Annotated in this window: 17 protein-coding genes; 10 read left to right on the forward strand and 7 right to left on the reverse strand. The window is 59.5% G+C overall.

Annotation, left to right across the window (positions count from 1 at the left end; translation table 11 throughout):
• Nucleotides 1-44 precede the first annotated feature (44 nt).
• From urtE to ureC, 7 genes are all read left to right on the forward strand, one after another.
• Nucleotides 45-743, forward strand: a complete 699-nt coding sequence (gene urtE, locus EJA70_RS08130; protein WP_158830422.1) for an urea ABC transporter ATP-binding subunit UrtE — start codon at nucleotides 45-47, stop codon at nucleotides 741-743.
• A gap of 43 nt (nucleotides 744-786) precedes the next feature.
• On the forward strand, nucleotides 787-1,626 hold the full coding sequence (locus tag EJA70_RS08135; RefSeq protein ID WP_008078122.1) for an urease accessory protein UreD: 840 nt from the start codon (nucleotides 787-789) through the stop codon (nucleotides 1,624-1,626).
• Between the two features lie 143 nt (nucleotides 1,627-1,769).
• Complete coding sequence (gene ureA / locus EJA70_RS08140) at nucleotides 1,770-2,072, forward strand: urease subunit gamma (protein WP_008085431.1); 303 nt, start codon at nucleotides 1,770-1,772, stop codon at nucleotides 2,070-2,072.
• 9 nt (nucleotides 2,073-2,081) lie between these two features.
• Nucleotides 2,082-2,615, forward strand: a complete 534-nt coding sequence (locus tag EJA70_RS08145; RefSeq protein ID WP_158830423.1) for a GNAT family N-acetyltransferase — start codon at nucleotides 2,082-2,084, stop codon at nucleotides 2,613-2,615.
• A gap of 5 nt (nucleotides 2,616-2,620) precedes the next feature.
• Nucleotides 2,621-3,157, forward strand: coding sequence for a GNAT family N-acetyltransferase (locus tag EJA70_RS08150; RefSeq protein WP_158830424.1), 537 nt, complete (start codon nucleotides 2,621-2,623; stop codon nucleotides 3,155-3,157).
• Nucleotides 3,154-3,459 carry an urease subunit beta gene (locus EJA70_RS08155; RefSeq protein ID WP_158830425.1) on the forward strand — a complete coding sequence of 102 codons (306 nt, stop codon included), beginning with the start codon at nucleotides 3,154-3,156 and terminating at the stop codon, nucleotides 3,457-3,459. Before EJA70_RS08150 ends, EJA70_RS08155 begins: the two co-directional genes overlap by 4 nt.
• Nucleotides 3,460-3,661: 202 nt before the next feature.
• A complete protein-coding gene (ureC, locus tag EJA70_RS08160; protein WP_158830426.1) occupies nucleotides 3,662-5,362 on the forward strand; it encodes an urease subunit alpha in 1,701 nt (566 codons plus the stop codon).
• A 47-nt stretch (nucleotides 5,363-5,409) separates the two neighbouring features.
• On the opposite strand, the gene EJA70_RS08165 is transcribed toward ureC, so the two are convergent.
• Nucleotides 5,410-10,311 carry an NEL-type E3 ubiquitin ligase domain-containing protein gene (locus tag EJA70_RS08165; protein ID WP_256677642.1) on the reverse strand — a complete coding sequence of 1,634 codons (4,902 nt, stop codon included), beginning with the start codon at nucleotides 10,309-10,311 and terminating at the stop codon, nucleotides 5,410-5,412.
• A 415-nt stretch (nucleotides 10,312-10,726) separates the two neighbouring features.
• On the opposite strand from EJA70_RS08165, the gene EJA70_RS08170 reads away from it, so the two are divergent.
• A complete protein-coding gene (locus EJA70_RS08170; RefSeq protein ID WP_158830428.1) occupies nucleotides 10,727-11,854 on the forward strand; it encodes a sensor histidine kinase KdpD in 1,128 nt (375 codons plus the stop codon).
• Between the two features lie 81 nt (nucleotides 11,855-11,935).
• Here the strand turns inward: EJA70_RS08170 and EJA70_RS08175 are convergent, their stop codons facing one another.
• Complete coding sequence (locus EJA70_RS08175; protein ID WP_158830429.1) at nucleotides 11,936-12,241, reverse strand: chaperone modulator CbpM; 306 nt, start codon at nucleotides 12,239-12,241, stop codon at nucleotides 11,936-11,938.
• 23 nt (nucleotides 12,242-12,264) lie between these two features.
• The gene (locus tag EJA70_RS08180) at nucleotides 12,265-13,215 is read right to left on the reverse strand and encodes a DnaJ C-terminal domain-containing protein (protein ID WP_158830430.1); all 951 of its coding nucleotides are present in this window, start codon (nucleotides 13,213-13,215) and stop codon (nucleotides 12,265-12,267) included.
• A 293-nt stretch (nucleotides 13,216-13,508) separates the two neighbouring features.
• Here EJA70_RS08180 and EJA70_RS08185 point away from each other — a divergent pair, with 293 nt between their 5' ends.
• Entirely contained in the window at nucleotides 13,509-14,783 is a 1,275-nt protein-coding gene (locus tag EJA70_RS08185; protein ID WP_158830431.1) for an Hsp70 family protein, read from the forward strand.
• Between the two features lie 71 nt (nucleotides 14,784-14,854).
• On the opposite strand, the gene EJA70_RS08190 is transcribed toward EJA70_RS08185, so the two are convergent.
• The 3 genes from EJA70_RS08190 to EJA70_RS08200 form a co-directional block, all read right to left on the reverse strand.
• Nucleotides 14,855-15,868, reverse strand: coding sequence for an AI-2E family transporter (locus EJA70_RS08190; protein WP_158830432.1), 1,014 nt, complete (start codon nucleotides 15,866-15,868; stop codon nucleotides 14,855-14,857).
• A 164-nt stretch (nucleotides 15,869-16,032) separates the two neighbouring features.
• On the reverse strand, nucleotides 16,033-16,338 hold the full coding sequence (locus EJA70_RS08195) for a PsiF family protein (RefSeq protein ID WP_008086206.1): 306 nt from the start codon (nucleotides 16,336-16,338) through the stop codon (nucleotides 16,033-16,035).
• A 63-nt stretch (nucleotides 16,339-16,401) separates the two neighbouring features.
• Nucleotides 16,402-17,196, reverse strand: coding sequence for a helix-turn-helix transcriptional regulator (locus tag EJA70_RS08200; protein WP_008086204.1), 795 nt, complete (start codon nucleotides 17,194-17,196; stop codon nucleotides 16,402-16,404).
• 96 nt (nucleotides 17,197-17,292) lie between these two features.
• On the opposite strand from EJA70_RS08200, the gene EJA70_RS08205 reads away from it, so the two are divergent.
• Complete coding sequence (locus tag EJA70_RS08205; protein WP_158830433.1) at nucleotides 17,293-18,180, forward strand: DMT family transporter; 888 nt, start codon at nucleotides 17,293-17,295, stop codon at nucleotides 18,178-18,180.
• A 118-nt stretch (nucleotides 18,181-18,298) separates the two neighbouring features.
• Here EJA70_RS08205 and EJA70_RS08210 read toward each other — a convergent pair whose 3' ends face one another.
• Nucleotides 18,299-19,177, reverse strand: a complete 879-nt coding sequence (locus EJA70_RS08210; protein ID WP_158830434.1) for a triacylglycerol lipase — start codon at nucleotides 19,175-19,177, stop codon at nucleotides 18,299-18,301.
• Nucleotides 19,178-19,252 lie beyond the last annotated feature (75 nt).

A 19,252-nucleotide genomic window follows, 5' to 3' on the forward strand; every position in this document is an offset into this window, starting at 1 on the left:
AGCCAGCTCCCACAGGGTTCTGTGGCAAGAGAAGGAATTTGGACATGCTGCAAGTCGACAAGCTGCACCAGTATTACGGCGGTAGCCACATCCTGCGTGGCCTGTCTTTCGACGTGAAAGTCGGCGAAGTCACCTGCCTGCTCGGCCGCAACGGCGTCGGCAAGACCACCCTGCTCAAATGCCTGATGGGCCTGCTGCCAGCCAAACAAGGCGCAGTGAACTGGGAAGGCAAACCGATCACCACGTTCAAGCCGCATCAACGGGTTCACGCCGGAATTGCCTACGTGCCGCAGGGCCGGGAAATCTTCGGGCGCCTGACCGTGGAAGAAAACCTGTTGATGGGCCTGTCGCGCTTTCCCGGCAGTGAAGCCAAAGAAGTGCCAAGTTTCATTTATGAATTGTTCCCGGTGCTGCTACAAATGAAGCAGCGTCGCGGCGGTGACCTCTCCGGCGGTCAGCAACAGCAACTGGCAATTGGCCGCGCACTGGCCAGCCGTCCGCGTTTATTGATCCTCGATGAGCCCACCGAAGGCATTCAACCGTCGGTGATCAAAGAGATCGGCGCGGTGATCAAGAAACTCGCGGAACGCGGCGACATGGCGATTCTGCTGGTCGAGCAGTTCTACGATTTCGCCGCGGAGCTGGCCGATCAGTACCTGGTGATGTCCCGGGGAGAAATCGTGCAGCAGGGTCGCGGTGAAAATATGGAAGCCGAGGGTGTGCGCGGGCTGGTAACGATCTAGTACAACGAACTAATCTGTAGCTTCCTAACGATAATTACACACCATGAATTCGACTGTTGCACCTGCCCTGTTTACCCCGAGCTGGCACGCCGAGCTGGAACTCGCTTACGCCCGTTTCGGCGATTGCACACGTCCGGTCATGCGCCGACACCTCGGCCCGCTGCGGGTGCAAAAACACCTGTACGCCGAAGGCCCCGAAGTCTGCCAGCACATCATCGTCCACCCGCCGGGCGGGATTGCCGGCGGTGATCGTCTCGATATCAGCGCCCGCGTCGAACCAGGCGCCTGGGCACAGATCACCAGCCCCGGCGCGGCCAAGTGGTATCGCGCAGGCGGGCCGGCCTACCAGAAGCTCGATTTGAAAGTGGCTGCCGGGGCGACGCTGGAATGGCTGCCGCAGGAAACCATCGTCTACAGCGCCGCCCAGGCTGAGCTGAGCACGTCAATTGATCTTGAAGGTGATGCGCGGCTGTTTTACTGGGACGTGGTGGCGTTGGGTCGCCCGGCCAGTGGCGAGCGCTTTGATCGCGGACATTTTCAGGCGCATCTGGATATTCGCCGCGACGGCCGATTGCTCTGGCATGAGCGCCAGCGCATTGTCGGCGGTGATGGTTTGCTTGATTCGCCGATCGGGCTGGATGGCCATCCGGTGTTTGCGACGTTGTTGGTCACCGGTGAGGTTGAGGCTGAATTGCTCGAGCGCTGCCGCTCACTGGGCCACGACGTGCGCGGGGATTTGACCCAGTTGCCCGGCCTGTTGGTTGCTCGTTGCCTGGCAGGCGAAGCGCTGTTGGCACGCGCCTGGCTCATCGATTTATGGCGCTTGCTACGCCCGGTGCTACTGGACCGCGAAGCCCAGCCACCCCGAATCTGGAACACCTGAAATGCATTCCCCTGTAGGAGCTGCCGAGTGAAACGAGGCTGCGATCTTTTGATCCTCAACAGCAAGATCAAAAGATCGCAGCCTGCGGCAGCTCCTACAGGGTGTACGACATTATTTTTAACTGCCGATACTGGATTCCCACAATGGACCTGACCCCACGCGAAAAAGACAAGCTGCTGATCTTCACCGCCGGCCTCGTCGCCGAGCGGCGTTTGGCGCGCGGCGTGAAACTCAATTACCCGGAAGCCATGGCCTACATCTCCGCTGCGCTGCTCGAAGGCGCGCGTGACGGTCGAACCGTCGCCGAGCTGATGCACTTCGGCACTACCCTGCTCAGCCGCGAACAAGTGATGGAAGGCATACCGGAAATGATTCCGGAGATCCAGGTTGAAGCGACGTTCCCCGACGGCACCAAACTGGTCACCGTCCACCAACCGATCGTCTGAGGCCGCGCCATGACTTACTCCATTCGCGATGCCCTGCATGCCGATCTGCCAGCGATCCGCGATATCTACAACGATGCCGTGCTCAACACCACAGCGATCTGGAATGAACAGGCCGTCGACCTCGGCAACCGCCAGGCTTGGTTCAGCGCGCGTCAGGCCCAGGCCTATCCGATTCTGGTGATCGTCGACGCCGACAACACTGTGCTCGGCTACGCTTCGTTCGGTGACTGGCGGCCGTTCGACGGTTTCCGTCACACCGTCGAACACTCGGTTTACGTACGTAGCGACCAACGCGGCAACGGTCTCGGCCCGCAACTGATGATCGCGCTGATCGAACGGGCGAAGACCTGCGGCAAGCACGTGATGGTCGCCGCCATCGAAAGTGGCAACGCCGCGTCGATTCGCTTGCACGAGCGAGCCGGTTTCATCACCACCGGGCAGATGCCGCAAGTCGGCACCAAGTTCGGCCGCTGGCTCGACCTGACCTTCATGCAACTGACCCTCAATCCTGGCGCGGAGCCGCCTGAAACCATCAAGGAGTGACACCGATGAACGCCGCCCAACTGCGCCGCGTCAACGCTGAAAGCTTTGCCCATTATCGTCAGGGCCTGATTGATCTGCTGCTGGACGCAGTGGGTTATGGCGCCAGCGTCGGTTTCATGGCCGATCTCGATGCGGTACAGGCGCGCGCGTATTTCGATGAAGTTCAGGACAACGTCAACAAGGGCAGCGTGCTGCTCTGGGTCGTGGTCAAGGACGAAGAAGTACTGGCCAGCGTGCAATTGGGGCTCTGCCAAAAGTCCAACGGACTCAATCGTGCCGAGGTGCAAAAACTGCTGGTGCGCGAACACGCGCGGCGTCGCGGTCTCGGTCAACAATTGATGAGCGCGCTGGAACTCGAGGCGCCCAAGCACAAGCGCGGCATGCTTTACCTCGACACCGAGGCCGGCTCTCCCGCCGAAGATTTCTACAAGGCACTGGGTTACACCCGCGTGGGTCAGATTCCCGATTACGCCTGCGACCCGAACGGTACCTATCGACCGACTGCCCTCTATTACAAGATTCTGCAAGGAGCCCAGCGATGATTCCTGGCGAGTACCAGATCCAGCCCGGCGACATCGAACTCAACGTCGGCCGCCGCACTATCAGCCTGAAAGTCGCCAACAGCGGCGACCGGCCGATTCAGGTCGGATCGCACTATCACTTTTTTGAAACCAACGACGCGCTGGCGTTTGATCGCGCGGCCAGTCGTGGCATGCGCCTGAATATTCCGGCGGGGACGGCAGTGCGTTTTGAACCGGGGCAGAGTCGTGAGGTGGAGTTGGTGGATTACGCCGGGCATCGGCGAGTGTTCGGGTTTGCCGGAAGAGTCATGGGTGATCTCTGACATCTGCGTGCACCGCTGCCCCTCACCCCAGCCCTCTCCCGAGGGAGAGGGAGCCGATCACCGATAGCCGAGCCACCGCGAACAGTCCCCTCGCCGGAGCTGATCACCGATAGCCGACCCACCGCGAACAGTCCCCTCTCCCTCTGGGAGAGGGCTAGGGTGAGGGTCTATGGCTCACCACTATTTTCCTGAAGGACGCCGCATGAAGATTTCCCGTCAAGCCTACGCCGACATGTTCGGCCCCACCGTCGGCGACAAGGTGCGCCTGGCCGACACCGAACTGTGGATCGAAGTCGAAAAAGACTTCACCACCTACGGCGAAGAAGTGAAATTCGGTGGTGGCAAAGTCATCCGTGACGGTCAGGGCCAAAGCCAGTTATTGGCCGCCGAAGTGGTCGACACGCTGATCACCAACGCACTGATCATCGACCACTGGGGCATCGTCAAAGCCGACGTCGGCCTCAAGGACGGGCGCATCGCCGCGATCGGCAAGGCCGGTAACCCGGACGTGCAGCCCAACGTGACCATCGCCATCGGTGCCGGCACCGAAGTGATCGCCGGCGAGGGCATGATCCTCACCGCTGGCGGCATCGACACGCACATCCACTTCATCTGTCCACAGCAAATCGAAGAAGCGCTGATGAGCGGCGTTACCACCATGATCGGCGGTGGCACAGGACCTGCCACCGGCACCAACGCCACCACTTGCACCTCGGGCCCGTGGCATCTGGCGCGCATGCTCCAGGCCGCCGACGCCTTCCCGATGAACATCGGTCTCACCGGCAAGGGTAACGCCAGCCTGCCGGAGCCGCTGATCGAACAGGTCAAGGCCGGGGCCATCGGGCTCAAGCTGCACGAAGACTGGGGCACCACGCCGGCAAGTATCGACAACTGCCTGAGCGTCGCCGACCAATACGATGTGCAGGTGGCAATCCACACCGACACCCTCAATGAGTCCGGCTTCGTCGAAACCACCCTCGGCGCGTTCAAGGGCCGCACCATCCACACCTATCACACCGAAGGCGCCGGTGGCGGCCACGCACCGGACATCATCAAGGCTTGCGGCTTCCCTAACGTGCTGCCAAGTTCGACCAACCCGACCCGCCCGTTCACCCGCAACACCATCGACGAACACCTCGACATGCTGATGGTCTGCCATCACCTCGACCCGAGCATCGCCGAAGACGTCGCGTTCGCCGAAAGCCGCATCCGTCGCGAGACGATTGCCGCCGAAGACATCCTTCACGACCTCGGCGCGTTCTCGATGATCAGCTCCGACAGCCAGGCCATGGGCCGCGTCGGCGAAGTCATCACGCGCACCTGGCAGACCGCCGACAAGATGAAAAAACAGCGCGGCCCCCTGCCGCAGGACGGCGCAGGCAACGACAACTTCCGCGCCAAACGCTACATCGCCAAATACACGATCAACCCGGCGATCACCCACGGCATCAGCCATGAGGTCGGTTCGATCGAGGTCGGCAAATGGGCCGACCTGGTGCTCTGGCGTCCGGCGTTTTTCGGCGTAAAACCGACGCTGATTCTCAAGGGCGGGGCGATTGCTGCCAGCCTCATGGGCGACGCCAACGCTTCGATCCCGACGCCGCAACCGGTGCACTACCGGCCGATGTTCGCCAGTTACGGTGGCTCGTTGCACGCCACCAGTCTGACCTTTATCAGTCAGGCGGCAGAGGAAGCCGGACTGCCCGAAGCATTGGGACTGAAGAAGAAAATCGCTGTGGTCAAAGGTTGCCGCGACGTGCAGAAAACCGACCTGATCCACAACGATTACCTGCCGAACATCGACGTCGACCCGCAGACTTATCAGGTCAAGGCCGACGGCGTATTGCTGTGGTGTGAGCCAGCGGAAACATTGCCGATGGCGCAACGCTACTTTCTGTTCTAGCCAATAAGCCTATCGATGTGGAGGCGCTCATGCGCCTCCACAATGGTTTACGGCTGAACCGTAAACGGCGGATATACCGTCTGCAGCTTCGCCCGATCAATCGCTTTTTGCGTCAGGTTTTTCTCCAGTGTCTGCAAGGCTTCGAACTGGGTGATGTCGTCCTCATTCTGCAGAGACAACAGCAACTCATCGAACTCTTTGCGGTAGGTTCGCTTGAGGAAGCGCTGCCACAATGGCTGTTCAAGAATTCGCGGCGCCAGCAACTCGCCCTCCTCCAGCGCGATCACTCGCTGGTAGGCGTCCTCGATCATCTTCTCGGTGACTCCGGCGATTTTGCGGAACAACATGCCGCGCGATTGCCACGGTAAATCCAGACGTTCGGCCAGATCGGTCATGTAGGCCAGATGCACTTCCACCTCATCGATAGAGCCCGTCACGCCGTCGACGTTCTGACGACGAAACGTCTCCCCGGCCTTCAACCGATCGGCGACGCGCTGTCGGGCTATCTGACCCAATTCATCGAGCCGTGATTTGCCACGGGCCAGTGCGACCAACTCGGCTTCGACCAGATCGGTGTTGATCAAACCGTACGCTTCATGAATCAACACCTCGACGCCCATGGCATTGAAAAACTGCGCACCGGCATCGGCACAGGTTGTCGACGCGACGGCCTCGGCGAAAATTTTCTCGCGCAGCGCGGTGTTCTCGTTCATGGCGAAAATCATTCGCCAGACCTTGGCCGTGAGATCGGTTCTGTAGGCTGGGTCCGTAGCCCGGAAGTCGGCAGACGCCGTGAGTTTGCGTAGTTCGGTGAAGAACGGCTCGGAACCGAACTCATCTTCCACTTCATCCCAGAAAGGCTGGCGTGCATTCCATTCAGCCTCACTCATGCCTGCATCCCAGTAGGAGCTGTCGATGGTGCCGCGCGACGGATAGGGACGGTCCGGGTCGAGGCCGACAGACTCGATGTACCGCTTGAGCTTCTCGAGATTCTCTGCAGACAGATGGAAGGCGTCACGGCTGACGTTGGTTCGCGCGATCAGTTCGGCGTATATCGAACCTGGCGCAACGTCCGGAAGCTCGCTGATCTGATTGAAGCGCAAGTCCAGATACAGATTGCGCGGACGTTGCTTGGCAAACAGCCCGATCGGCCAGGTGTCGATACCGGTACTGTCCAGGGACAGTATCAGCAAGGCCGGCATTTGGCTGATGTCCGGCACTTGCCCAAGTGGATTGCCATCAAGCTTGAGCACATGCAACCGACTCATTGCGCGCAACCTCGCGGCGCTTTCAGCGGTCAGCGAGATCTGATTGTCCGAAAGCGTCAGCACGCGAAGGTACGCCATGTTGCTGATCACCTCTGGAAAATCGCTCAAGCGGTTCTTCCACAGATCGAGGTCGCGCAACTGACGAAAGCTGCCAAGAAAATGTTGCTGGTCGCTGAAAATCTGGCCGTTCTGCAGGCTCAACGAAGTGACATGATCGAAACTGGCGGTGAGCCGGGGCATCGTCAGCAGATGACGATCCATCGGCAGGCCATTGAGTACCAACGCCTGCGCGCGGATCACTCCCGATGCCGGGGGGCCGGCAGGGCCGGTGCGTTGCCAGCATTGGCGCAGAAGCTGATAGACCCGGTTGCGCGACGTCCACTCCGCCACGCCTTCGGGGCTGAAGCGATAGGCCAGGCTCATATCGTTCAACCAGCGCTGGAACGCCAGGTTGAACCTGCTGAACTCTTTTTCCAGCGCCGCTACACGCATTTCCATCACGTTGGCGCCGAAGCCGTCGAGCAGGCTTTCCACCTGTGCGTCCGTGAACGCGGGATACAGCGACCCCACTCGGCGCTTGAGCGCTGACCAATCTTTAGGACGAAGCGGATAACCTTGCATACCGCCACGCAAGCGCATGTTTTCGGGATCATAAGCGGGCTTGCGAACAGGATTTTCCAGCAGCACCTGTTCGAATTGCTCGTGACTCAGTGGCGAACGCTGAATCGCCTGTTTCAGCAAGCCCCCCTGAAAAATGTCGAAACCCAGCGCCTGACGCTGGGCATCGGGCAAGGCGTGCAGTACCGCGCTGTAAAGATCCTCGGCACTGTGCAACTGCAATCCTTGTTCATCGCGTGCACTGTAGAGGCCGTCCTCATCAGCGATCAGCACTTTGCGAATCGGCGCATCCGCCGCGCCAACGCTGGCCTGCAACCGGCCGTCGAAAGCAAGCTCGCGAATGTCGATGCGCACTTGCGCCGACCAGCCCGGCAGGCTCTCCATCGAACGCAGCACCAGGCGATGGCTGTCCGTACTCTCCAGTTGTTCCAGGTACAAACCTTCGTAGGCGCGATTCAGACGAACCTTTTCACCCGCCGTGCGCAGTTGCTGACGCAGCTTGAGGACGACCTGCCCGCTCTCCTCGAACACCCGCACACTCTGCGGGTCGGCGTCCTTGAGCACTTGTTCGATCACACTGCAGGGTAACTCGGGGTAATCGCTGTGCAATCTGCGCACACGCATGTCGGCGGAAACATCCGAGGTTTTGTACTGCGACTCGAACACCCGTGAAGCACGCTTGGTGGCACGCTGCGCCAGCGCTTCACGCAATGCCTGGACACGCACGGTATTGTCGGTGGAGATGGCGCGGCCGAGCAGCGCTTCGATTTCCGGCTCATCCAGAAACGCCAGTACCCGGCCTTCAAGATTGCCCGTCTGAATGTCTTCCTGGCTGACGATAAGCGTGTCGACCGCAGCGGCGTTGGAGTTGCCGTAGGTGATCGAGTCTCGACCGGTCGGCAGCGGATCTTTCAGGGTGATGGCTTTTGCCTCGGGCCAGAGCGGCAACTCAGTCAGCAGTCCCGGCAGATAACCGCTCAGGTGATCGCTGATGTGGCCGTTGCGGATCTGTTCACCGAACTGGCTGATCGTGGCATAGAGATCGAAGCGATTAAAGGTATCGGTCAACAAGGGCGGCGGCAGTTCATGTTCGACATGCAGGCGGCGCAGCACACCGTCATCGATACCGCTGACCTTGAGCACTTGTGCCAGCGTTGATTCACTGCAGGTGGCGGCCAGCGGATTGAGACGGCGCAACAACTGAATCTGTTCCCACTCAAGCGGACGTTCGACTTCGCTCTTCCAGGCGCCCGCCCGGTTGTGCTCGACCCGTGGCGCATAGGCGTCGGCTCGCGTCGGGTGTTGCATGCGGAACTGGCCGTTGAGTGGATCCTCCTTCACCACGTACTGCCTGCCCTGCAGGTGCAGCACTTTTTTTCCTTGATGCGGATACAGCCCGGACTCGTCAGCCCAAGTACCGGCAGGCAGCGCCAGATTGTGCGCATAAGGGGCCAGATCGGAGTTCCACATTTTCATACGGCCATCGGCCAGGGGCACCGCCTTGAGGTTGTCGACAAAAGACGAAGGTTTAATGGCTACAGCGCCTTTGGGCAGAATATGCCCGGCGCTCATCAAGGCCAGTTGCGCAAAGTTGAGGATGACGCTGTTGATGTGCGCGCACGCCTCTTCCTTGTCACCGTGACTCCAGTCCTCGATGCCCTCGGCAAATTCGGCCAGCAACTGGGCGACCATCACCCCGAGCATTACCTCGCCGACGCCCGGTACCAGCATCACGACGAAGTTGAAGATGTTCCAGCCATAGTCCAGATAGCTGATCAGTCGGTTCCAACGGCTTTTAGCATCTTCATCCCCCGTAGGCACAGCGATCAGTCGTGCATCGCTGATCGACTTGTCGCGTTTGCGCAGGTACAGGTGCTCCCAGAGACCGCCCCGGATCGGCACGGTGATCGGTTCCGCATGGGGGGTTTCAATCGGTGTCTCCCGCCACCACGGTCCCATGTCGAGAGGCTCGCGCTGATGCCAGGTGATTTCCTTGAGACGCTCATTGACCCGTCTGAAAAATTTCGGTTTGTCCTTCTGCGCCACAAACCGACTGAAAAACTGTTGATAGGATTTTTCCAGCAACTGCGTGGCCAAGGCTTTCATGAACACGGTCAGCGACGGGTATTCCTTCAATGGATGCAGCGGATCATCCGGGATGTAGGCAACCAACGGCCCATTCAGAATACTTTGATCGTAGAAGTCGTTACGCCGGGACATTTCGTCAGTGACAGCACTGGGTCCATTGGCGAATACATCACTGAGCACTTTGTATTTTTCATACAGATTATCGTTGAGACCGGGGATACGCCGCGACCAGTCAAACAGGAACTGAAGTTCTGGCGATACAAGCCCCAGCAGGAATTTCTCGATCTCGTTTTTTTCTGCAACGGCACTGAACAGCACAATACCGGACAACTCCAACCCCATGATCCGCAAACGATGCGCCTTCAACGCACGCCCGTGAAAGCTGATCGATCGTTGTCCGCTGATCACGTCGCTGATGACGGCCTGAGCGTGCATGCCCAGATCGGCGTTCATTCCGGCAATGGCCGCGGCGACTTCCAGCGCGGACTTTTCCACCGCCACCGATTGCGTTCTCAATGTCGCTTGCTTCGTCACATCGTCGGGCAGCAACAACGCCTTGAGGTGTTGCTGATATTGCGCGCCAATATCCAGCGAGCGGCAGACGCTGGCAACCTCACCGACCGTGATAGCGTGCTGCACAGGCGCGCCGTCAGCGTCGGCGACGTACACACCGGAGCCGCTGCGAAAGTAGCCGTCCTCGGTTTCCGCCTGTTCGAAGTTGTGCAACGCCGCGGCCAGCAACGTGGAGTGCTGCGAGCGCGTGGCCCCTCGGTCGATGCCGAAAATGATTTTGACCGGGACGTAAAGCCTGAGCATCGTCGCGTCGACGTCCAGATCGACCTTCAATTGGCTTTTCAGGGCCTCGGTCAGCAAGGGCCGGGCAAAGTCTTCGATGTTCTGTTCAAGGTGCTTCAGGGAGGCATCGACGTCCCCCTGAAGCTGCCAATGGCTGTGTACCAGTTGCTGCAAACGCACGCGGCCTGCTGCTGGCCATGACGAATACTGTTTTGCAACGTTGAGGTTCGCTTCCAGCGATTGAAGCCGATGGGCCGGAGCCTGTTTGATAGCCTCTGGAATAAGCCCGATTAATACATCGTGATGCGGGCCGTTATCTGTCGAAACTGTGTTTGTCACAATATCCATATTGAGAACCTCGTCATCCAATAACTGGCGCTCAGATTACGGATGACGAGAAAAAACAAAAAACCAAAATCCTGCTCAAGAACACGCTGAAAAAGCCATAACCGCGCAGTTATTAAAGAGCCGAAAATACATATGTACCGCACTAAAAAAAATCCCCCGGGAGCCGGGCACCAGCGGTCGTGTATTTCTCGCCAGAGAGGCTAATATGCGAATCGCCGTCCATCGATTCATACGCAGGTAACCGCTTATGCGCCTTTCCGAATTCATCGTATGCAACGTGGATCCCATCGTCGCGGAGTGGGAGCAGTTCGCCGCCTCTATCACTCCCGCTGCCGATTACATGGACGCAGAAGGCCTGCGTGATCACGCCAAAGCCATTCTGTTGGCCGCCGCCCGTGACATGAACAAACCGCAGAGTGCCGACGAACAAGCCGCCAAAGCCAAGGGCGAAGGCCCGGAGAAAACCCCAAGCCTGGATCAGGCCGGCGCCAGCCATGGTGAGTTGCGCCACATCGCGGGCTTTGATCTGGTACAGATGACCTCAGAGTTTCGTCATTTGCGCGCCTGTGTGATCCGCCGCTGGGTCGACAGCCTCAAATCACCGGACATGACTTACTTTCAGGACATGATTCGTTTCAATGAAGCCATTGATGAAGCGCTGGCCGAGTCGACGGCGGCGTACGCAGAACAGGTCAACCGTTCGCGGGACATCTTTCTGGCGATCCTTGGCCATGACCTGCGCGCGCCGCTGCAAGCGGTGAGCATGTCCACCGAGTTGCTATTACGCAAAGCGGCGCTGGAAGGCGAGGCGCTGACCTGCGCCCACAACATCAAGCGCGGCGCTCGGCACATGGCCGCGATGGTCAGTGATTTGCTGGAGTGGGTGCGCAGTCGCCTCGGCAAAAGTCTGCCGATCGAACCCGCCCCGATGGATCTGGCCGAAGCGGCGCGAGCGGCGATTGCCGAGGCATGTGCCGGCAACCCGAATTGCTCGCCAGTGCTGCACATTCACGGTGATACGCAAGGTATGTGGGACGCGGGGCGCATCGACCAATTGCTGCAGAACCTGATCGGCAATGCGTTGCAGCATGGCTCGAACACGCAACAGGTGACGCTGACGTTGCAGGATGAGGCGGACGCGGTATGCCTGTCGGTGCACAACTTCGGCACACCGATTCCGGAAGACGCGCTGGCGACGATTTTTGATCCGTTGGTACGCAGCGCCGATGAAGCACTCGGGCAGCCTTCGACCAGCTTGGGGTTAGGCTTGTTTATCGTCAGGGAAGTGGTCAATGCCCATGGCGGGACGATTGAAGTCAGCTCGAATGAGGCTGACGGCACACGGTTCAGCGTGGTGTTACCGCGAACCCTGTAGGAGCTGCCGAAGGCTGCGATCTTTTGATCTTGTCTTTAACAAAATCAAAAGATCGCAGCCTTCGGCAGCTCCTACAGGGGGTTATTCGATGACCAGGCGTGCCAGGCGTTGTTTGAGCATGCGGTTTTCGGCTCGCAACTCATGGACTTCTTCGAGCAGATCGAGCGCCAGCGCCACACCTTCCCACTCCAGCTCCAGATCGCGCCGCAGCTTCGCGGCGCGTTTGGCCAGGGCCAGTTCGTAGTCGGTGAAGCGCCATTCCCGGGGCTGCGCACCCAGAGGTTCGAGGATGCCGTGTTCGACGATTTCGATCACGTAGACGTCCGACAAATCGGCCGCCTCACAGAATTCTGCCAAGTCCAGTTGAACGATCAGGGGGCTGCTCATGATGGGCTACTCCGTCGTCGAATTCAGAAGTTCTCTCGCGGATTGAAAGCGGCTTTCTTCGCCAGTTCCTGCCACAGTGCCTTGACCTCATCGTCGGACGTTTTCGGCATCACGGCTTTGAGCTGGACGAACAGATAACCGCGCTCACCCGCCTTGTTTTTCAGGCCATGGCCTTTGGCGCGCATGCGCTGGCCGTTCTGGCTGCCGGCCGGGACTTTGAGGTTGATCTTGCCGGTCAGGGTCGGCACGGCCACCTCAGTGCCCAACGCCAGTTCCCACGGCGCCAACGGCAAGGTGATGATCAGGTTTTCACCTTCAACATCGAATTTCGGATGCGGCGCAAAACGAATGGTCAGGTACAGGTCGCCATTCGCCCCGCCACCGACGCCCGGTGCGCCCTGGCCTTTGAGGCGGATGCGCTCGCCATCGGTCACGCCCGCCGGAATCTTCACATTCAGGCTCTTGCTGGTGTTGCTGACGTGCTGGCCGTTGGCGTTGTATTGCGGCACCTGGAAGGTGACTTTCTTCGATTCGTTGGCGAGCGTCTCCTCGAGGAAGATCGGCAGTTCCATTTCCACGTCTTGCCCTCGGCGCCCTGCACTGCGTTGTTGCCGACCTTCGCCGCCACCGAAACCGGGGCCGCGATTGCCAAAGATTGAACTGAAGAAGTCCGAGAAATCGCCAGTGTCCTGACCGCCGCCACCAAAGCCGCCACGGCTCTGCCAGCCCGGTGGCCCCTGGAACGGCTGACCGTGCTGACCATAACGACGCAGCTCGTCGTATTCGGCACGTTTGTCGGCGCTTTTCAGCGCTTCATAGGCTTCCGACGCGTCCTTGAATTTCTCCTCGGCGTCTTTTTCTTTGCTGACATCGGGGTGGTATTTGCGCGCCAGCTTGCGATAGGCAGCCTTGATTGCCTTGTCGTCTGCTGTCGGTTCCACGCCGAGGATCTTGTAATAGTCTTTGAAGTCCATTGAAGGAATCACCATCCGTTATCGATTTCGCGCCGATGCCCAGCATGCGCCGATTCGCGCATGCCAGGTTGACCGATCTCAAAGTTGTGACCGGGTGGCGCAGCAGAAGTTTATCGGCAGTGGACGGCGGTTCTTGTGACCGCCGGTGGTTCTGCCGGCCCATGCCAGCAAGTTTGGGGCAAAGTCGGAGCTTTCAAGGCAGTTTAGTCGTGAAATAGCAGATGACCGGCCTTCGAATCTGGCGCGCACTGACATACACTGCGCGGCCGTTTTTTTGACCGGAACCGAAAGACATGAAAGACGCCTCTCCAGCCCGTGCCTGCGGCATCGACTTCGGCACGTCCAACTCCACCGTCGGCTGGCTGCGCCCCGGCATGGAAACGATGATCGCGCTGGAAGACGACAAGATCACTCTGCCGTCGGTGGTCTTCTTCAACATCGAGGAACGCCGCCCGGTTTACGGTCGTCTGGCGCTGCACGAGTACCTGGAAGGCTACGAAGGCCGGCTGATGCGCTCGCTGAAAAGCCTGCTCGGTTCCAAGCTGATCAAGCACGACACCAGCGTTCTCGGCACCGCAATGCCGTTCAAGGACTTGCTCGGTCTGTTCATCGGCCAACTGAAGAGCCGTGCCGAAACTGCCGCCGGTCGGGAATTCGAGCAAGTGGTGCTCGGGCGTCCGGTGTTCTTCGTCGATGACGATCCGCTGGCGGACCAGGAAGCTGAAGACACTTTGGTCGACGTGGCGAAGAAGATTGGCTTCAAAGAGGTCTCGTTCCAGTACGAACCAATCGCTGCGGCTTTCGACTACGAGTCGACCATCGAAAAAGAAGAGCTGGTGCTGATCGTCGACATCGGCGGTGGTACCTCCGACTTCTCGCTGGTGCGCCTGTCGCCCGAGCGTCGTGGTTACGACAACCGACACGATGACATCCTCGCCACCGGCGGCGTACACATCGGCGGGACCGACTTCGACAAACAGCTGAGCCTGCAAGGCCTGATGCCGCTGTTCGGCTACGGCAGCCGCATGAAGAGCGGCGCCTACATGCCGACCAGCCACCACATGAACCTGGCGACCTGGCACACCATCAACTCGGTGTACTCGCAGAAATCCAGCCTGGCGCTGGGCAGCATGCGCTACGACATCGAAGACACTGGCGGCATCGATCGCCTGTTCAAGTTGATCGAACAGCGCGCCGGGCACTGGTTGGCGATGGAGGTTGAAGAAACCAAGATTCAACTGACCCACACCGACAGCCGCCATGTGCCGCTTGATCGCATCGAGGCCGGGTTGAGCGTGGAGCTGAGCCGAGCGTTGTTTGAATCGGCGATCGATGCGCTGCTGGAGCGAGTACGCGGCAGTGTTACGCAGCTGTTGAACGATGCTGGCGTGGCGGTCGATCAGGTTGATACGGTGTTCTTCACCGGCGGTTCGAGCGGGATTCCGGCGCTGCGTAACAGCGTCTCGGCGATGCTGCCGAATGCGCGGCATGTTGAAGGGAACATCTTCGGCAGCATTGGTAGCGGCTTGGCGATTGAAGCGATGAAACGCTACGGCGCCATGAACTGATCTGATATCGAGTTGCCCCTATCGCTGGCAAGCCAGCGATAGCATTAGATCAGGCAATACTGCCCCCTCTGTTACACCATCCCGCCCAGCTTCAACTCACTCTTCAGATACGCGTAATAAATCGGCCCCGCCACCACCCCCGGTAGGCCGAACGCGGCCTCGAACACCAGCATCGCCAGCAACAACTCCCACGACTTGGCACTGATCTGCCCGCCGACAATGCGCGCATTGAGGAAGTATTCGAGCTTGTGGATAACGATCAGATAACCCAACGCCGCCACCGCCACCCAGATCGACAGCGACAGGCCGACGATGGTGATCAGCGTGTTGGATATCAGATTGCCGATTACCGGCAGCAGACCAAGCAGGAAGGTCAGCACGATCAGGGTTTTGGTCAACGGCAGCTTCACGCCGAACATAGGCAGGATCACCGCGAGGAAGATCCCGGTGAAGAAGGTGTTGAGCAAGGCAATCTTGATCTGCGCGAAGACTATATTGCGAAACGCCTGAACCAGCAGGTGCAGACGGTCGAACAGTGCCGCCGCCAGCGGTTTGCGCTTGGTAACGTCCGGCACGCGCTGCAGGGCGATGATCGCGCCGAGCACCATGCCGATCAGCAGCGTCACAAACATGTGCGCCGCGTCTTTGCCAACCAGTTGCAGTTCGGAGAGATGCTTGCTCAGCCATTCGCCGATCGCTACGCGGAACTCACCGGCGCTGGCTGGCAGATAAGCGTCGATAAACGGCGGCAGTTGCCCGCGCGCACGATCAACCACGCCCATGAATTTATCCAGTGAGGCACCGGGGTTTTCCGCTTCGTGCAGCAGGAAACTGATCGCGCCGGCAAAGAGCAGCGCCAGCACACTGACTACCAACGTACCCAGTAGCGCCACCGCCAGCCAGCGCGCACGTCGACCTTCAATCAACCGCTGCAATTGCGGGGTGAGCATGTTGACCAGTTCGAACACCAGCAACCCGGCCAACAGGCTCGGCAACAAGCGCAATGGCAACACCAACAGCAATCCGCCGAAAATGATGATGCAACTGACCCAGAACACAACTTGACGCTCAGAAAACGTTGGCATACAGCCTCAAAACGAACGGCGTAAAAGGATTGGCAGTCTGCCAGCGTTCCGGCGCCGAAGCGAGCACAGGCCCGGGGTGCCCGTCGCGCCGAAAAGATCGCAGCCTGCGGTAGCTCCTACATTCATCTCCTGTAGGAGCTGCCGCAGGCTGCGATCTTTTGATCTTATTTTTTCTTCAGGCAATCACTCATGAACGTCTTGCGCGCATCGCCGGTCAGCGCTTTGGTTTTCGCATCGGCGTTGCAGGTTTTCATTTTTTCCTGCTGCGGGGTCAGGGCCTTGCCATCGTTGGCCGCAGGCGCTGCCTTCAGGCAAGTGCTCATAAAGGTTTTGCGTTCATCGCCCTTGAGGCTCTTGGCGGTCGCATCGGCATTGCAGGTGGTCATCTTGTTCTGTTGCGCCGTGGCGGCGAAACCCTGAGAACACAGGAGCAAACCAATCATCAACAAAGGCACACGCAACATCTTCATGGAGTTTTCTCCTTGTAGCCGCACCGAGGGGGGCGGCCTCTGCCGAAGTGTAGTCAAAGCTTGTTACACCTTCCTGCCTTCACGGTGGCTGCGTCGATACTGCTCCGGCGTGCAACCGGCCTGGCGGGCGAACATGGCGATAAACGCCGAGCCGCTGCTGTAGCCGAGGTCGAAGGCAATTTCCTGCACGCTGCGCGAAGACTCCAGCGCTTCGATTGCCGCGAGATAGCGCAGCCGCTGGCGCCATTCGCCAAAACTCATGCCCAACTCGCGCACAAATTGCCGCGCCAGCGTGCGCTCGCTGACATGCACCTGCAGCGCCCAGTGTGCCAGCGGCTGGTTGTTGCCCGGCTCGGCTTGCAGGGTTTCGAGGATCGCCAGCAATCCCGGACCGCTTGCATAGGGCAGATAGCATTCATGCACCGGCGCCTGCTGCAATTGATCGACCAACACCTGCGCCAGTCGCTGGTCGGCGTCGAGTACGGGAATCTTCACGTCACGGGCGGCGAAGTCCTTGAGAATCGCCTTGAGAATGTCGCTGATCGCCAACGTGCAGGCACGCCGGGGCAGATCGGCGCAGACCTTGGGATCAAGGCACACCGCGCGATAGTTGACCGGTTGATGGCTGTAAAAACTGTGTTCGACCTGCGGCGGCACCCACACCGCGTACTGCGGCGGCGACATGAAGCGACTGCCATCGACGTCCATGTGCAGCACCCCGTGCGCCGCATATTCCAGCGTGCCCCACGGATGACGGTGCGGTGCGGCGAATTCATGGGCGTTGAAATCGGCGTAACGGAAGTACACCGCCGACGGCAGCTCGCTGAAATCCAGCAGATCGATGTGTTTACTGTTCATGCTGTCCGGTTTCAGAGGCAGGTTGTCCGGTTCGAAGTATAGGCCTGCATCCAGACAAGGGATAATTGCGACTCATCAACGTACTGGTTTCAACTCATGCAATACGCGTTTCCGCTGCTGGCGATTTTTATCTGGGCCGGCAATACCGTGATCAACAAACTGGCGGTCGGGGCGATTTTCCCCGCCGAGATCGGTTTCTATCGCTGGCTGCTCGCCGGCTTGCTGTTCACCCCGTTCATGCTCAAAGCGGTGATCGCGCACTGGCCGCAGATTCGCCCGAATCTGGGCAAGATCTTCGTCCTCGGCGTGCTCGGCATGGCGGTGTATCAGAGCCTCGCTTACTTCGCCGCAACCCTGACCACCGCGACCAACATGGGCATCATTCTGTCGCTGATGCCTTTGATGTCGCTGGCCATGGCGATCATCAGTCTCGGTCAGCGCCTGACTGCCGGCGCATTGGTGGGCGCGGTGCTGTCGTTTGCCGGCGTATTGGTGGTGGTGTCGTCCGGCAGCCTCGGCGCATTGCTGCAGCACGGCGTGAACATGGGCGATGCGATGATGTTGATCGCGACCCTAGCCTATGCGATCTACAGCACGCTGTTGAAGAAATGGCAGCTGCGCCTGCCGCCGCTGGTGGTGCTGTACTTGCAGGTGCTGGTGGCGATTGTCGTATTGTTTCCGTTGTATGCGGCTTCACCGAAAACCGGTTTGACCCTGCAGAACATTCCGCTGGTGTTGTATGCGTGTCTGTTGGCTTCGATGCTTGCGCCGCTGGCGTGGATGCAGGCTGTGCAACGCCTGGGGCCGAGCCGGACGACGTTGTTTTTCAATCTGCTGCCGTTGATTACTGCGCTGATTGCGGCAGTGGTACTGAAGGAGCAGTTGGCGATGTATCACCTGGTCGGCGGATTGCTGACGTTGGCTGGGGTGATTCTGTCCGAGCGTTGGACGACGGCGTTAGGCCGAAAGTTAAGCGTTGCCTGATTTGGCCTTTGTGGTGAGGGGATTTATCCCCGATGGGTCGCGCAGCGGCCCCGAAATCTCAAGAACTACGACTGCTTCGCAGCCGATCGGGGATAAATCCCCTCGCCACAAAAGCGATTTAAAGGCCGGCAGCCTCTAGTCGCACCGCATGCTCGACAAACAGCCGCACCGGCTCCGCGCCCTTCCCCACCAGCCCCAGCGACTGGTTGACGATGTCGAAATGATCCAGTGGATAGTCATCGCCAATCACCGTGCCCAGATGCGAGCTGTAGCGCCCGACCATCCCGTCGCACTGCCCCGACTCACGCACGAACGTCCTGGCAAACAGTCGACAGCTGCGGTTGGTCCCATCGAACAGATTGCCGCCGCGATCGGTCTTGCCCGGCTGCAACGTCCCCGACCACGAGTAATACCGCACACCGTTGACCTCTTCCGGCCCGTGCCCGCCCCAGGTTTCGGGCAGGCCCTGTGGATAACGCTGGTTGAACAGCGCCACGCCGTCAGTGGTCAGCGACTGGTGCGAGGCGCGGATATCCACCGGCAGTTTCGGCCCGCGATAGCCGGTGTCCAATAACGCCATCAGCCACCCGATAAAACGCAGCAGCACCTCCAGCAGGCGCCCCTTGGCGCTGTTGGCCGGGTAGTGTTTTTCCAGATAATCGGCGAGTTCCGAACCATGATTGGGCCCGGCCACCGACGTCACCGAGGCGACCAGATCCGGGCGTTTCGCCGCCGCATACCGCGCCGTCAACGAGCCCTGACTGTGGCCGAACAGGTTGACCTTCTGCGCGCCGGTGTCGCGCAGGATCTCGTCGATGCGCGCCAGCAACTGTTCGCCGCGCACCTCAGTCGAATTGAGCGGCGACACCTGCACGGCAATCACCGTTGCACCACCACGGCGCAACGCTTTGACGATTCCATACCAATACGGATAAAGCACCAGCCGGATAAACCCGAGCATGCCCGGGACCAGCACCAGCGGATAACGCGTGGACATGGGCAGACATCCTTGTGGTCGGTGAGTGGATGCAAGGCCTGCAAAACGCTCGCCAAGCATCCTCCGTGATCATGA

The sequence above is a fragment of the Pseudomonas sp. PB103 genome, from assembly GCF_009764635.1.
Taxonomy (GTDB): domain Bacteria; phylum Pseudomonadota; class Gammaproteobacteria; order Pseudomonadales; family Pseudomonadaceae; genus Aquipseudomonas.

Excerpts from the sequence above, each read along its gene's own strand:
- urtE (WP_158830422.1), top strand. The coding sequence starts at position 45 with ATGCTGCAAGTCGACAAGCTGCACCAGTATTACGGCGGTAGCCACATC.
- EJA70_RS08135 (WP_008078122.1), top strand. The coding sequence starts at position 787 with ATGAATTCGACTGTTGCACCTGCCCTGTTTACCCCGAGCTGGCACGCC.
- ureA (WP_008085431.1), top strand. The coding sequence starts at position 1,770 with ATGGACCTGACCCCACGCGAAAAAGACAAGCTGCTGATCTTCACCGCC.
- EJA70_RS08145 (WP_158830423.1), top strand. The coding sequence starts at position 2,082 with ATGACTTACTCCATTCGCGATGCCCTGCATGCCGATCTGCCAGCGATC.
- EJA70_RS08150 (WP_158830424.1), top strand. The coding sequence starts at position 2,621 with ATGAACGCCGCCCAACTGCGCCGCGTCAACGCTGAAAGCTTTGCCCAT.
- EJA70_RS08155 (WP_158830425.1), top strand. The coding sequence starts at position 3,154 with ATGATTCCTGGCGAGTACCAGATCCAGCCCGGCGACATCGAACTCAAC.
- ureC (WP_158830426.1), top strand. The coding sequence starts at position 3,662 with ATGAAGATTTCCCGTCAAGCCTACGCCGACATGTTCGGCCCCACCGTC.
- EJA70_RS08170 (WP_158830428.1), top strand. The coding sequence starts at position 10,727 with ATGCGCCTTTCCGAATTCATCGTATGCAACGTGGATCCCATCGTCGCG.
- EJA70_RS08175 (WP_158830429.1), bottom strand. The coding sequence starts at position 12,241 with ATGAGCAGCCCCCTGATCGTTCAACTGGACTTGGCAGAATTCTGTGAG.
- EJA70_RS08180 (WP_158830430.1), bottom strand. The coding sequence starts at position 13,215 with ATGGACTTCAAAGACTATTACAAGATCCTCGGCGTGGAACCGACAGCA.
- EJA70_RS08185 (WP_158830431.1), top strand. The coding sequence starts at position 13,509 with ATGAAAGACGCCTCTCCAGCCCGTGCCTGCGGCATCGACTTCGGCACG.
- EJA70_RS08190 (WP_158830432.1), bottom strand. The coding sequence starts at position 15,868 with ATGCCAACGTTTTCTGAGCGTCAAGTTGTGTTCTGGGTCAGTTGCATC.
- EJA70_RS08195 (WP_008086206.1), bottom strand. The coding sequence starts at position 16,338 with ATGAAGATGTTGCGTGTGCCTTTGTTGATGATTGGTTTGCTCCTGTGT.
- EJA70_RS08200 (WP_008086204.1), bottom strand. The coding sequence starts at position 17,196 with ATGAACAGTAAACACATCGATCTGCTGGATTTCAGCGAGCTGCCGTCG.
- EJA70_RS08205 (WP_158830433.1), top strand. The coding sequence starts at position 17,293 with ATGCAATACGCGTTTCCGCTGCTGGCGATTTTTATCTGGGCCGGCAAT.
- EJA70_RS08210 (WP_158830434.1), bottom strand. The coding sequence starts at position 19,177 with ATGTCCACGCGTTATCCGCTGGTGCTGGTCCCGGGCATGCTCGGGTTT.